The 14105-nt window shown below is 65.9% G+C and carries 13 protein-coding genes; 5 read left to right on the top strand and 8 right to left on the bottom strand.

Annotated elements, in window-relative coordinates:
• Positions 1-78 precede the first annotated feature (78 nt).
• The 4 genes from VL129_RS08245 to VL129_RS08230 form a co-directional block, all read right to left on the bottom strand.
• A complete protein-coding gene (locus tag VL129_RS08245; RefSeq protein ID WP_325411935.1) occupies positions 79-939 on the bottom strand; it encodes an isocitrate lyase/PEP mutase family protein in 861 nt (286 codons plus the stop codon).
• Between the two features lie 138 nt (positions 940-1077).
• Positions 1078-2547 carry an AMP nucleosidase gene (gene amn, locus VL129_RS08240; protein ID WP_414705169.1) on the bottom strand — a complete coding sequence of 490 codons (1470 nt, stop codon included), beginning with the start codon at positions 2545-2547 and terminating at the stop codon, positions 1078-1080.
• A gap of 172 nt (positions 2548-2719) precedes the next feature.
• Positions 2720-3574, bottom strand: coding sequence for a hypothetical protein (locus VL129_RS08235; protein WP_325411931.1), 855 nt, complete (start codon positions 3572-3574; stop codon positions 2720-2722).
• Between the two features lie 75 nt (positions 3575-3649).
• A complete protein-coding gene (locus VL129_RS08230) occupies positions 3650-5299 on the bottom strand; it encodes an acyl-CoA dehydrogenase family protein (RefSeq protein ID WP_325411929.1) in 1650 nt (549 codons plus the stop codon).
• A 156-nt stretch (positions 5300-5455) separates the two neighbouring features.
• Here VL129_RS08230 and VL129_RS08225 point away from each other — a divergent pair, with 156 nt between their 5' ends.
• The 4 genes from VL129_RS08225 (at position 5456) to VL129_RS08210 (ending at position 8981) form a co-directional block, all read left to right on the top strand.
• Positions 5456-6250, top strand: coding sequence for a hydroxymethylpyrimidine/phosphomethylpyrimidine kinase (locus tag VL129_RS08225; RefSeq protein WP_325411926.1), 795 nt, complete (start codon positions 5456-5458; stop codon positions 6248-6250).
• Complete coding sequence (thiE, locus tag VL129_RS08220; RefSeq protein WP_325411924.1) at positions 6250-6876, top strand: thiamine phosphate synthase; 627 nt, start codon at positions 6250-6252, stop codon at positions 6874-6876. Before VL129_RS08225 ends, thiE begins: the two co-directional genes overlap by 1 nt.
• A 46-nt stretch (positions 6877-6922) precedes the next feature.
• Positions 6923-8206: a glutamate-1-semialdehyde 2,1-aminomutase gene (gene hemL, locus VL129_RS08215; RefSeq protein WP_325411922.1), complete on the top strand. Its 1284-nt coding sequence runs from the start codon at positions 6923-6925 to the stop codon at positions 8204-8206.
• Positions 8207-8438: 232 nt separating this feature from the next.
• A complete protein-coding gene (locus VL129_RS08210) occupies positions 8439-8981 on the top strand; it encodes a tetratricopeptide repeat protein (RefSeq protein WP_325411920.1) in 543 nt (180 codons plus the stop codon).
• A gap of 13 nt (positions 8982-8994) precedes the next feature.
• Here the strand turns inward: VL129_RS08210 and VL129_RS08205 are convergent, their stop codons facing one another.
• The 4 genes from VL129_RS08205 to VL129_RS08190 form a co-directional block, all read right to left on the bottom strand.
• Complete coding sequence (locus VL129_RS08205; protein WP_325411918.1) at positions 8995-10110, bottom strand: glycosyltransferase family 4 protein; 1116 nt, start codon at positions 10108-10110, stop codon at positions 8995-8997.
• A 119-nt stretch (positions 10111-10229) separates the two neighbouring features.
• Entirely contained in the window at positions 10230-11252 is a 1023-nt protein-coding gene (gene galE / locus VL129_RS08200) for a UDP-glucose 4-epimerase GalE (RefSeq protein ID WP_325411916.1), read from the bottom strand.
• Between the two features lie 54 nt (positions 11253-11306).
• Positions 11307-11633 (bottom strand): DUF1820 family protein, encoded by a 327-nt coding sequence (locus tag VL129_RS08195; protein ID WP_325411914.1) that lies wholly within the window; start codon positions 11631-11633, stop codon positions 11307-11309.
• A complete protein-coding gene (locus VL129_RS08190; RefSeq protein WP_325411912.1) occupies positions 11630-12481 on the bottom strand; it encodes a glycosyltransferase family 2 protein in 852 nt (283 codons plus the stop codon). The genes VL129_RS08195 and VL129_RS08190 overlap by 4 nt, the downstream gene beginning before the upstream one ends.
• A 176-nt stretch (positions 12482-12657) precedes the next feature.
• On the opposite strand from VL129_RS08190, the gene miaB reads away from it, so the two are divergent.
• On the top strand, positions 12658-13986 hold the full coding sequence (gene miaB, locus VL129_RS08185) for a tRNA (N6-isopentenyl adenosine(37)-C2)-methylthiotransferase MiaB (protein WP_325411910.1): 1329 nt from the start codon (positions 12658-12660) through the stop codon (positions 13984-13986).
• The last annotated feature ends 119 nt before the right edge of the window (positions 13987-14105 follow it).

The raw sequence follows: 14105 nt of genomic DNA, 5'->3' as shown, positions 1-14105 counted from the left end.
GGCGGCATGATGTCGCAGAGCCATCACTACCGCAAGCGGTTAATTGACGTCAGAAAAAAACCGCTCCAGACCCACCCGTCACGGTTTGACCTTAAGGTACTCCTCCGCCCAGGCGCCATAAACTTCGACTTCCGAATAGCGCGCCACCAGTTGCTTGGCATCCAGCTCGCCGGTATCGATGCGGCGCTGCTCGCGCAGGCAATCGTAGGTGGCCTTCAGCGCGGCGTAATAGGCGGCATGGCCGGTGACCACGATGCGCACACCGAGGCTGGCCAGGCGAGCGTGGTCGCGCAGCTTGGGATTGCCGTAGGTGATCAGCATCTTGGGGATGTCGATGTGCGGCACGATCCGCTCCAGGTGCTCGAAGTCCTCGATGCCGACCAGGCAGATGCCGTCGACGCCGGCGGCCTGGTAGGCGCGGGCGCGGGTGATGGTTTCCTCTAGGCCGCTGCCGGCGTTGGTGCGGGCGAGAATGCTCAGCGCCGGGTCGATGCGCGCTTCCAGGGCCGCCTTGAGCTTGCCGACCGCCTCGTCGATGCCGATCAGGTCCACCGCCTTGCCGCCGAAGCGCGCCGGCAGCACGGTGTCCTCGATGGTCAGCGCGGCGATACCGTTGCGTTCCAACTCGGTGACGGTGCGCATCACGTTGAGGGCGTTGCCGTAGCCGTGGTCGGCGTCGGCGAGCACCGGCAGGGTGGCGACGCGGCCGATGCGCGCCGCCTGCTCGACGAACTCGCTGAGGGTGATCAGCGCGATGTCCGGCGCGGCCAGCACCTCCAGCGAGGCGACCGAACCGCCGAGGATGCCGACCTCGAAGCCGAGGTCGCCGGCCATGCGGGCGGACATGGGATCGAACACCGATGCGCAGTGATAGCAGGCATCGGACGCCAGCAGCGCGCGAAAGGCCTCGCGCAGGCTATGGGGAGAAACGCGTTGCATGATCATCCTTCACGGGCAATAGGCGCAGACCGGCTGCGCGATACGGCTCTTCCCTGAGAAACCTCTTTTTAAACAAAGAGTTAAAGCTCCTTGAGCGCCATAGTGGGCGCTCGGACCGCCCCTGTACAGGGGCGGCCATTAGCGGAACGGCGGCTCGTCGAAACTGCGCAGCTTGCGCGAGTGCAGCGAATCCAGCTGACCGCGCAACAGGTCCAGCGCGGCGATGCCGATGCGCAGGTGCTGGTTCACCGCGCGCTCGTAGAAGGCGTTGGCGGCACCGGGCAGCTTGATCTCGCTGTGCAGCGGCTTGTCGGAGACACATAGCAAGGTGCCGTAGGGCACGCGCAGGCGATAGCCCTGGGCGGCGATGGTGCCGCTTTCCATGTCCACCGCCACGGCGCGGGCCAGGTTGATCAGCGGCCGCTCCTGCGCCCAGCGCAACTCCCAGTTGCGGTCGTCGTAGGTCAGCACCGTGCCGGTGCGCAGGCGCTTCTTCAATGCGTCGCCCTGTTCGCCGGTAACGGTGGCCGCCGCTTCCTGCAGCGCCTGCTGCACCTCGGCCAGCGCCGGCAGCGGGATGTTCGGCGGCAGCACGCGGTCGAGGATGCCGTCGCGGCGCATGTAGGCGTGGGCCAGCACGTAGTCGCCGATGGTCTGCGACTGCCGCAGCCCGCCGCAGTGGCCGATCATCAGCCAGCAGTGCGGGCGCAGCACGGCCAGGTGGTCGGTGATGTTCTTGGCGTTGGACGGGCCGACGCCGATGTTCACCAGCGTCACGCCGTGGCCGTCATCGGCGATCAGGTGATAGGCCGGCATCTGGTAGCGGTGCCAGAGCACGCTGTCGATCATTGCCTGCATCTCGCCTTCTTCCATGCCCTTGGCGACCACCACGTTGCCGGGCAGCACCATGCGCACGTAGCGCGGGTTGTCGCGCAGCTGGTCGAGGCCGTAGCGGATGAACTGGTCCACGTAGCGGTGGTAGTTGGTGAGCAGGATCCACGGCTGCACGTGCTGCCAGCCGCTGCCGGTGTAGTGCTGCAGGCGCTTGAGCGAGAAGTCCACCCGCGCCGCGTCGAACAGCGCCAGCGGCATCTGTTCGGCGTGCTGCCAGTCGTACAGGCCGTCGGCCACCTCGTCGCTGGCCGCCGACAGGTCGGTGCTGGGAAAGACCCGCGCCAGCTCCGCCGCCGTCACCCCGGTGCCCGCCAGCTCGTCGCCCTGCGCCACCACGTAGGGATAGGGAATGCTCCGCTCGCTGACCCCGACTTCCACCCGCAGGGTGAAATCGCTCATCAGCGGGCGCAGCTGGCTGAGCAGATAGCCACGAAACGCCTGCGGCTGGGTGATGGTCACGCTGTACACCCCCGGCACCTGCACCTTGGCGTAGGCGCGGGTGCTGGACGAGGTCTCCCCGCCTCTCAGGTAGGTGATGCGCAGCTCGGGATAGCGGAACAGCGCCCGCTGCGCCTCGTCCGGCACGATGCGCTCCTTCACGTAGCGCTTGAGCGCCAGGCTGAGCGCCGAGGCGGCCTGCTGGTACAACTCGGCCAGACGGTCCACGGCCTGTTCCGGGGTGGTGGCGAGGGTAAAGGTGTCGGAAGGGATCAAGGCGGGCATCCTGGTTTACCGGTGAGCACGGAGTATGCCGCAAGTGTATGTGGTGGAGATGACAGGGCGGCAGCGTTCCCTCAAAGCGCAAACGCCAGGTTCACCAGCGCCCCACCCAATGCCAGCCCGCGGGCCTGCCCTCAAGCGACAAAGCAAATAACTGATCTGCTCGTCACGCCCGCACCGATATCCCAGCGAACCCCGACAGAAGCGAAGCGGGACCGTTCAACTCCCCCACCGCCTGCTCGACCTGTTCCACCTGTTCCTCGATGTCCTTGATGCGCTTCTGGTCGTCGCGGTCGGCCTTGCGTTGCGCCGACTTGGCTAATGCCAGCAGGGCCTTGAGTTCGCGCAGGGCTTTTTCCAGCAGGTCGGCATCGGCGCGGCGCTGGGCCTGCTGGCTGTCGGCCGGGGCGGAAGCCAGGGTCGGGGCATCGTCGGTGGCAGGCGGGTCCTGCGGGGCGGCCTTGGCGCCCAGCGCGGCGAGTTCGCTTTCGGCCTGTACGGTCAGCGCTTCGGCCTCGCGCTGTTCGTCCGACGACTCGGCTGCTTCGCTGCCGGGCGAACCGTCGTCGGTCTGAGCGGCAGGCGGCGCTCCCGATGCGGGCACCCCTGCCTCGGTGTAGAGAGCGCCCTGTTCCAGCCCCGCCAAGGCCGAACCACCGCCTCCGCCGCCCTTGAGCACATCGGCCGCGGCGGCCAGGGCGCCGGCCAGTTGCTTGAGTTCGCGCAGCAGCGCCTTGGAGCCGCCGAACAGCAGGATCAACCGTTTCAGCATCTGGATGCGCTCGCGGATCTGCGCGACCTGTTCGCGAGCGCTGCTCTTGCGGGCTTCATCGAAGCGCGTGGTGAGGGAGTCACCAAAGGCGCGGGCCGTCTCGCCGGCCTTCTTCAAGGCTGCGCCGAGGGTCAGCTGTGCGGCGCTTTTCGGGTCGGCCGTCTGCGTGTTGCGCGAAGCGGCTTCATCGCCGCGGCGCGCGACGGGCGCCTTCAATATGGGGGAGGGAGAGTCGAAACGGATGGCCATGGTTGCACTCCTTGCGGTGTCCAACCGTTATCGGCCATCCGGCGGTGAAGTTGATGGGCGGACCCGGGCCCACGCCTACTCCCGCCGCGGCGCGCTGCGCGCCAGCAGCGCATCGATCTCCAGTCCGCGCGGCAGGGTGCCGTAGACGCGGCCGCGCCCTTCCAGGCGGCTGGCGATGAACGCATCGCTGACCGCCGCATTGCCGGCTTCCAGCAGCAGCTTGGCCTGCAGGGCCACAGCTACGTCCTCGGTGAGCTGGCGGGCGCGGTAGTGGATGTCGCCGGTGTCGGAAAAGTCCTGCTTGAGGCGCTGGATATGCGCCGCCAGGCGGGCATCGCCGTGGCCGTCGCCCAGCTCGCTGAACAGCGCATCCAACACACCGGGCTCCTTGGACAGCGCGCGCAGCACGTCCAGGCACTGCACGTTGCCGGAGCCTTCCCAGATGGAGTTGACCGGCGCTTCGCGATACAAGCGCGGCAGGATGGTTTCCTCAACGTAGCCGGCGCCGCCCAGGCATTCGCTGGCCTCGGCGATCATTTCCGGGGCGCGCTTGCAGATCCAGTACTTGCCGATGGCGGTGACCAGGCGGGCGAAGCGCGCTTCCTGCGGATCGTTCGGATTGTCCAGCGCGCGGCCCATGCGCATCGTCAGCGCCAGCGCGGCTTCGCTTTCCAGCGCCAGGTCGGCCAGCACGTTGCGCATCAGCGGCTGCTCGATCAGCAGTTTGCCGCCCACCTGGCGGTGCGCGCAGTGGTGCAGCGCCTGGGTCAGCGCCTGGCGCATCAGGGAGCTGGAGCCGACCATGCAATCGAAGCGGGTCATCGCCACCATCTCGATGATGGTCGGCACGCCGCGCCCTTCCTCGCCGATCATCCAGGCCAGCGCGCCACGGTATTCGATTTCGCTGGAGGCGTTGGCCCAGTTGCCCAGCTTGTTCTTCAGGCGCTGGATGTAGAGCTGGTTGCGCGTGCCGTCCGGGCGGTGGCGCGGCAGCAGGAAGCAGGACAGGCCCTTGTCGGCCTGCGCCAGGGTCAGGAAGGCGTCGCACATCGGCGCCGAGCAGAACCACTTGTGGCCGAGCAGTTCGTAGGCCTGTCCAGGGCCGCCGGCGCCGACCGGGAAGGCACGGGTGGTGTTGGCGCGTACGTCGGTGCCGCCCTGCTTCTCGGTCATCGCCATGCCGATGGTCACGCCGGCCTTCTGTTCCATGGGCAGGTTGCGCGGGTCGTATTCGGTGGCGAGGATCTTCGGCAGCCAGGCGTCGGCAATATCCGGCTGCAACTTGAGCGCCGGCACGGCGGCGAAGGTCATGGTCAGCGGGCAGCCGCTGGCGGCCTCAGCCTGGCTGTGCAGGTAGGTGAGACCGGCGCGCACCACATGGGCGCCGGCCTGCGGGTTCACCCAGGGCAGCGACGGCAGGCCATGTTCGACGGCGGTGCGCATCAGCTCGTGGTAGGCGGGATGGAAGTCCACCTGATCGATACGCTGGCCGTAGCGATCGTGGGTGCGCAGCACCGGCTTGTTCTCGTTGGCCAGAAAGCCGGCGGCCATCAGCGGGCCGCCGGCCAGCGCGCCGTAGGCGTCCAAGCGCGCGTCGCCCCAGCCGCCGTGGAAGCGGCGCACCCACTCCCGCAGCGGCAGGTCCAGGCGGTAGAGGTTGGCGCCATCCAGCGGCGGCACCTGGTTGAAGACCTCGTGGGTTTCGGCGAACTGGTGCAGGCTCATCGCGGGCTCCGGTGACTGGCAGATGCGACAGAGTGAAGCATGGCCGCTTGCCGCGCCGTGAGTGGGAAACTGGACAAACGCGAGGGCAGATAGGCCCGCCCGGAGCGCATCCGGGGGCGGGCCAATGGCGGGTGGAAAGTGTTAAGCTCGCGCGCCATGAACAGACACACTTCCCGCCCCGTCGTCCTCTGTCTGTCCGGCCACGATCCTTCGGGTGGTGCCGGCCTGCAGGCGGACATCGAAGCCCTGCTTGCCCAGGGTTGCCACGCCGCACCGACCGTCACCGCGCTGACCGTGCAGGACACCGTCGACGTCACCGACTTCCGCGTGCTCGATCGCGCCTGGGTGCTGGCCCAGGCCAACGCGGTGATCGCCGACCTGCCCATCGCGGCCGTCAAGCTCGGCATGCTCGGCTCGGTGGAGATGGTCGACACCGTGCTGGAGCTGATGCAGCAGCTGCCCGGCGTGCCGCTGGTCTGCGACCCGGTGCTGCGCGCCGGTGGCGGCGGCTCGCTGGGGCCGGACGATGTCGGCTACGCGATCCGCGAACGACTGTTCCCGGTGGCGGCCATCGCCACGCCGAACCTGCCGGAGGCGCGCATCCTCGCCGAGCTGCCCGACGGCACGCCGGACGAGTGCGCCGAGAAGCTGCTGTCGCACATCCGTCACCTGCTGATCACCGGCGGCCACGGCGAAGAAAGCGAGGTGGTCAACCGCCTGTACAGCCGTGATGGCCAGGTGTGGACGTCCAGTTGCCAGCGCCTGCCGGGCAGCTACCACGGGTCCGGTTGCACCCTGGCCAGCGCACTGGCCGGTCGCCTGGCCCTGGGCGAAGCCCTGCCGAGCGCCGTGCAGTCGGCACTCGATTACACCTGGCGCTGCCTGCGCGACGCCGAGGCCCCGGGTCACGGCCAGTACATCCCGCGCCGCCTGCCGTTGGACTCCCTGTGATGAAGCGCGGTCTGTATGCCATCACCGACAGCGCCCTGCTCGCCGACGGGCGCCTGCTGCCCTATGTGGAAGCCGCGCTGGAAGGCGGCGCGCGCCTGCTGCAATACCGCGAGAAATCCCGCGATCAGGCGCGCCGCTTCGATGAAGCCAGCGCCCTGCGCGAGCTGTGCCAGCGCTACGACGCCGAGCTGATCATCAACGACGATCTGGAGCTGGCCGCGCAACTGGGCGTCGGCCTGCACCTGGGCCAGGAGGACGGCTCGCTGGCCGAGGCTCGCGCGCGTCTCGGCGCAGGCGTACACCTGGGCGCCAGCTGCTATGCCAGCCTGGCGTTTGCCGAGGCCGCCCTGGCGGCCGGCGCGAGCCATCCGGCGTTCGGACGCTTCTATCCGTCGCTGACCAAACCCGGTGAGGCCAAGGCCACGCCTGCGCTGCTGAGCGAGGCGCGCGCGCGCTTCGCCGCGCCGCTGGTGGTGATCGGTGGCATCACCCTGGAAAACGCCCGCCCGCTGGTGGAGCACGGCGCCGACTGGCTGGCCGTGATCAATGCCCTGTTTGCCGCGGATTCGGCCGCCGATGTCGAGCGCCGCGCCCGCGCGTTCTGTTCCCTGTTCCCAACCCTTTGATCCCGAGCCGGCGGGCTGCGGTCCGCCCCTGATTCGCGAGGCCCGCATGTCCCGTTCCGAAATCCTCTTCAACCAGGCCCAGCAGCACATTCCCGGTGGCGTGAACTCGCCGGTGCGCGCCTTCAAGGGCGTCGGCGGCACGCCGCTGTTCATCAAGCACGCCGAAGGCGCCTACATCGTCGATGAGGACGACAAGCGCTACGTCGACTACGTCGGCTCCTGGGGCCCGATGATCCTCGGCCACGCCCATCCGGACGTACTCGACGCGGTACGCCGCCAGCTGGAACACGGCCTGTCCTACGGCGCGCCGACCGCGCTGGAAACCGAGATGGCCGAGCTGGTCTGCTCGCTGGTGCCGTCGATGGAAATGGTGCGCATGGTCAGCTCCGGCACCGAAGCCACCATGAGCGCCATCCGCCTGGCCCGCGGCTTCACCGGCCGCGACACCATCATCAAGTTCGAAGGCTGCTACCACGGCCACTCCGACAGCCTGCTGGTCAAGGCCGGCTCCGGCGCGCTGACCTTCGGCGTACCCAGCTCGCCCGGTGTACCGGCGGCCTTCGCCCAGCACACCCTGACCCTGCCCTACAACGACCTCGACACCGTGCGCGAAACCCTGAGCCAGCGTGGCCAGGAGATCGCCTGCATCATCGTCGAACCGGTGGCCGGCAACATGAACTGCGTGCCGCCGGTGCCGGGCTTCCTGGAAGGCCTGCGCGCGCTGTGCGACGAGCACGGCGTGGTGCTGATCTTCGACGAGGTAATGACCGGTTTCCGCGTCGCCCTTGGTGGCGCCCAGGCGCACTTCGGCGTGACCCCGGACCTCTCCACCTTCGGCAAGATCGTCGGCGGCGGCATGCCGGTCGGCGCCTTCGGTGGCAAGCGCGAGATCATGTCCTGCGTCTCGCCGCTGGGCCCGGTCTACCAGGCCGGCACCCTGTCCGGTAACCCGCTGGCCATGGCCGCCGGCCTGACCACCCTGAAGCTGATCAGCCGTCCCGGCTTCCATGCCGAGCTGGCCGACTACACCAGCCGCATGCTGCAGGGCCTGCAGGACCGCGCCGATGCCGCCGGCATCCCGTTCGTCACCACCCAGGTGGGCGCCATGTTCGGCCTGTATTTCAGCGGCGCCGACAGCATTCAGACCTTCGCCGACGTGATGGCCAGCGATGCGCAGCGTTTCAACCGCTTCTTCCACCTGATGCTGCAAGGCGGCGTGTACCTGGCACCGAGCGCCTTCGAGGCCGGCTTCACCTCCATCGCCCATGGCGAGACCGAGCTGAAGATCACCCTGGACGCGGCCGAGCGCGCCTTCGCGCAGCTGAAGTAACACCGCCAGGACTGCACGGAACGGTGGGAGCGAACTTGTTCGCGAGCTTTTGGCATGACCCCACAAAAGCCTCGCGGACGAGTCCGCTCCCACAATGGCAGGCGCCCCCGCCACCGTCGCAGCAGAATGGCAAATCCCTCCGGGCCGAAAGGCTTTGTAACCCGCGCACGGGTTATCCCATAATGTGCCGGTCGCCTGAACCCGCCTGCCTGTATGGGCGCCCTGGATTCCCATGATTCGCACCAGCCACATTCTGAGCCTGTGCTGTCTGTTGTTCGTTCCCGTGTCGCTGGCCAGTGACAACGACCTGCTGGTACCTGCCACCGGGCGTTGCGCGCTCGACCTGGCGCCCGAACTGCTGAGCGAAGCACTGAACAGTTGCCAGGTGATCGCCCTGGAAGGCGACACCCAGGCGCAGTTCGAATTGGGCGAATTCTTCTACACCGGCCGCCATACCCAGCAGGACCTGCAACAGGCGCTGCGCTGGTACGAAATGGCGTCCCTGCAGGGCCACGCCGAAGCCCAGCGCCGGCTCGGCACCATGTTCTTCAAGGGTGAAGGGGTTCCGGCCAGCAATATCCAGGCCTTCATCGTGCTGAAGATGGCGGCGGTGAACGGCTCGGAAGAGGCGCTGGACGGTGCCGACCTGGTCGCCGAGCAGATGTCCCGGGAGGAGCTGGCGGTGGCCACGCAGATACTCGGCCACATCTTCCGCAGCTACTTGCAGGAGCTGCGGACCATCGACGCCAGCTCACCGCTGGCTCCGTTGCCCTAGTCAGCGTCGATCGTTACCGGCGGGAAGCGCCGCGCTCGATCAGCTCGGCGGCGCGCTGGGTCATGGAAAAGATGTCGGCGTGCTCGATCATGTGGCGGGCGCGGCCGATCCACTCTTCGCGCGGGGTCTGCAGGGTGCGCTGGATGGCGGCGGCAATCGTGGCGTCCGCGGCTTCGGCATCGATCACCTCACCCATCGCGTGATCCGTGATGTAGTGGGCGTAGCCGCACACCTCGGTGGCAATCACCGGCACCCCCGCGATCATCGCTTCCAGCAAGGCCAGCCCGGCCATTTCACTGCGAGCCGGATGCAGGAGCAGGTCGGCGGACCACAGCAATTGGGCAACATCGTCGCGACCGCCCAAAACCTTCAGGCGATCGGCAATGCCCAACTGCTCAGCCAATCCTTCCAGAGATTGCGGCTTGTCCTGCCCGGCCACCCAGACACGGACCCGGTAGCGCAGCTCCTGGGGCAGGGCAGCAATTCCCCGCAGCGCCCGATCGAATCCTTTGCGCCTGAAATCCGAGCCAACCATCATCAGCAAAATGTCATCCGGGGCCAGCCCGTATTGCTGTCGCAGTTCGGGACGAATCTTCGCGTAATCCGCCGGCACACCGCGGGAGCGGTTGATGCCTGGCGGCACGAAATGGATGCGATCCTGCGGTGTCTGGTAGTACTTCTGGTAGATCAGCGATTCCGTTCGGGAAATCATCAGGATCTGGGTGCGAGCGTCACGGCCGAACACCGCCGCCTCCATGGCCAGCGAGCTGCGGGCGCGTGACGTCAAGCGGTACAGCCAGCTGCGCTCAGCGTAGGCCTTCTCGGCGAAGCACACGTCGGCCGCGTAGTAGAAGTCCAGGCCCGGCATCTTGTTGAAGCCCACCACGGCATCCACATCGGCGGGCAGTTCCGCCAGGAAACGTCGGGCGAAGGCGGCATTGGCACCGTGGTTGGTCATGGCCCGCACGGGCAGCAGGACCACTGGAAGGTCTGGTCGCGCGCCTTCCCAACTACGGCTATAGATGGTCACCTCGTGGCCACGCTCGTGCATCAGCTGTGCAAGGGCGAGCATGTCCCTTTCAAGGCCGCCATAAGGGAAGTAGCGGAACAGTGTAAAAGCCAGTTTCAAAATGGGTTCATCCTTTAGGGCCTCGAAGATGCGGACTGGAGTCTGGCGTGTTCTGCCCGGCTAGCCAGAAGCATCCGACCATTTCGAGAGCAAAAATTCCCGAACCGCGACCTCCTTCTCTACTGTCCATAGCCCTGTGGATTGTTCGACTGCCACCGCCAGGTATCCGCCATCATTTCTTCCAGCCCGCGCCGGGCCTTCCAGCCCAGCTCGCGCTCGGCCCGCGACGGGTCGGCCCAGCATTCGGCGATGTCACCCGCTCGTCGGGGGGCGACGCGATAGGCGACGGCACGCCCGCTGGCCTGCTCGAAGGCGTGGATCATCTGCAGCACGCTGTAGCCGGTGCCGGTACCGAGGTTCCAGACATTCACCCCGCCACGGTCCGCCAGTGCATCGAGTGCCTTGAGGTGACCGTCGGCCAGGTCCATGACATGAATGTAATCACGCACGCCGGTGCCATCGACGGTCGGGTAATCGTTGCCGAATACGCCGAGTTCCTTGAGCTTACCGACAGCCACCTGGCTGATATAAGGCAGCAGGTTATTGGGAATGCCCTGAGGATCCTCGCCAATCAGCCCGCTAGGGTGGGCGCCAACCGGGTTGAAGTAGCGCAGCAGCGCAATACTCCAGCGAGGTTCGGAGAGCGACAGGTCACGGAGAATTTCCTCGACCATCAGCTTCGAGCGACCGTAGGGATTGGTCGGCGTACCGGTGGGAAAGTCCTCGCGAATCGGCATCTGCGGTGGCTCGCCATACACGGTGGCCGAGGAGCTGAACACCAGACGGAACACGCCGGCAGCGGTCATCGCCTGACACAGGGTGATGCTGCCAGCGACGTTGTTTTCGTAGTAGCGCAGCGGCTGCTGCACGCTTTCACCGACCGCCTTGAGGCCGGCGAAGTGCATCACGGCTTCAATGGGATGCTCGGCGAACAGCCGGTCGAGCAGCGCGCGGTCACGGATGTCACCCTCGACGAAACGCGGCGCGCGCCCGCAGAGGCGTTCGACGCGCGCCAGGGATTCGAGCGAGCTGTTGCTGAGGTTATCCAACACCAGCACATTCTGGCCCGCTTCGAGCAGTGCCAACACCACATGGGAGCCTATATAGCCAGCGCCGCCGGTAACGAGAATTGTGGGTTTCACGCAATCACTCCTTGTACGACCCTCGCAGGCCGTGGTCCTGGGTTGAATCAGCCCTTACTTGTCCGGCATGGGCATCGGAAACGGCATGACATTGCTGCCGCCCTTCGCCTCGCTGATTTTAGGCGTGCCCAGCCGTTCCACCTCATCGATGCGGATGATCGCGTGCATCGGCACGAAGCTGCGCAGCACGCCCTCGAACTGGGCCTTGAGCTTTTCCTCGCTGGGGTCGACAACCATCTGCGTGCGCTCGCCGAACACGAACTCCTCGATTTCCAGAAATCCCCACAGATCGCTCTGGAAGATCTGCTTGGCGTACATCTCGTACACCTGGCCCTGGTTGAGGAAGATGACCTTGAAAATGGGGGCTTCGCGTTTACTCATTGGATACTTTCGGCAGCAACAGGTTGGTCAAGGGATGATAAGCCCCGGGTCGCCCGGACATGGGTGCCGTTCAGCGATGCTTCGAAGCGTCGCCAGTTTTCCAGCTGTTTGGAACGGTCATTTTCCCGGTGCCAGAGGTGCAGGACCGGTACGGCGAAACGCCCATCCTTGATGCGCACGCCGGCGCGCAACAGGCGCACGGCAAAGTCGGAATCCTCATAGCCCCAGCCGGAGAAGGCTTCGTCCATGCCATCGACGGTATGGAAATCATGCGCCCAGACGCCGAAGTTGCAGCCCCGATACACACGCCAATCGCCAGCCTTGCGATCACGCCAGGCCCCAAGATTCAGGCGAAGCCAGCCAAACGCCTTGTTCACATCCTTCCCGAGCCATCCCTTGAACCACTGCCATTTGGACCAAAGCGCTGGCGCATGGGGACAGGACGAGGTCAGCAGTTCCCGGGTAAAGCCTTCGGCAAGCAGGATCCTGCTCCCCGCCACGCTCTTGCCCGGTTCGGCAAGCTTCAGGTGCATCGCGACAAAATCCGGAAACGGCACACAGTCGCCGTCGATAAAGACCAGATAATCGCCCTCGGCTTTGATGGCAGCCCGATTCCTGATGGCGGCCAACCGGAACCCACGATCTTCATGCCACACATGTTTCAGACGTTTGCCAAGAAGCGCCTGCCAGTGCCGGACTACACGGGACGTTTCTGCGCCGGAGCCATCATCGGCAATCAAGATTTCCCAGTCGGTTTCTTGAACTCCCTGCTGTTGCTGCAACCCATGCAGCACAGCATCGAGTGCATCCGGCCGGTTGTACGTAGAAACGATTAGGGAAAGCTTCATACTTCAACCCTGGGGCTTACACCAAGCCCGAACGAGGTAACTGGAGCCAAAAAAAAGCGGCGCAGCATAGCACATCGCCAGTGACAACCCACGACCACACATCCCGCCGCCTATGGCCGCTGCGTAGCCAGCCCCCTATAATCCGCGCTCCTTCCGCCCGACCCATTCCCGTACACATGGCCAAGAAGCTCTACATCGAAACCCACGGCTGCCAGATGAACGAGTACGACAGCTCGCGCATGGTCGACCTGCTGGGCGAACATCAGGCCCTGGAACTCACCGACAAGGCCGAAGAGGCCGACGTGATCCTGCTCAACACCTGCTCGATCCGCGAAAAGGCCCAGGAGAAGGTGTTCTCCCAGCTCGGCCGCTGGCGCGAGCTGAAGCAGGACAATCCGCAACTGGTGATCGGTGTCGGTGGCTGCGTGGCCAGCCAGGAAGGCGCGGCGATCCGTGACCGTGCACCCTATGTAGACGTGGTGTTCGGTCCGCAGACCCTGCACCGTCTGCCGGAGATGATCGATGCGGCGCGCACCACCCAGACGCCGCAGGTGGACATCTCCTTCCCGGAAATCGAGAAGTTTGACCGCCTGCCCGAGCCGCGCGTGGATGGCCCCAGCGCCTACGTGTCGATCATGGAAGGCTGCAGCAAGTACTGCACCTTCTGCGTGGTGCCCTATACCCGCGGCGAGGAAGTCAGCCGCCCGCTGGATGACGTGCTGGGCGAGATCATCCACCTGGCCGAGAACGGCGTAAAGGAAGTCACCCTGCTGGGCCAGAACGTCAACGGTTACCGCGGCGAGAACGGTGATGGCGGCATTACCGACTTTGCCGAGCTGCTCTATCTCGTTGCCGCAATCGACGGCATCGAGCGCATCCGCTACACCACCAGCCACCCGCTGGAGTTCTCCGACGCGCTGATCCAGGCCCACGCCGAGATCCCGGAACTGGTGAAGTTCGTGCATCTGCCGGTGCAGTCCGGCTCTGACCGGGTGCTGGCGGCCATGAAGCGCAACCACACCGCGCTGGAATACAAGTCGCGCATCCGCAAGCTTAGGGCGGCGGTACCGGAGATGTGCATCAGCTCGGACTTCATCGTCGGCTTCCCCGGCGAGACCGACCGGGATTTCGAGCAGACCATGAAGCTGATCGAGGAGGTCGGTTTCGACTTCTCGTTCTCCTTCGTCTACAGCGCCCGCCCCGGCACGCCGGCCGCCGACCTGGCCGACGACACGTCGGAAGAGGTGAAGAAGCAGCGTCTGCAGATCCTCCAGCAGCGCATCAACCAGCAGGGCTTCGAGATCAGCCGGCGCATGGTGGGTAGCACCCAGCGCATCCTGGTGACCGACTACTCGAAGAAGGACCCGGGCATGCTGCAGGGCCGCACCGAGAACAACCGCATCGTCAATTTCCGCTGCGACAACCCGCAGCTGATCGGCCAGTTCGCCACAGTACACATCGACGACGCCCTGCCCCACTCGCTGCGCGGCACGCTGCTGGATTGAACCCGGAAAACCTGTGGGAGCGAATTCATTCGCGAGCTTTTTTGCAGGCCCCGCCTGGAGACTCGCGGACAAGTCCGCTCCCACAGTAGCCGCTCCGGCTGCTCTCCGACACGACGAAT

Origin of the sequence: Pseudomonas sp., assembly GCF_035497915.1 — a bacterium.
Lineage (GTDB): Bacteria > Pseudomonadota > Gammaproteobacteria > Pseudomonadales > Pseudomonadaceae > Serpens.
This window is presented reverse-complemented; position numbering and strand designations above follow the sequence as displayed.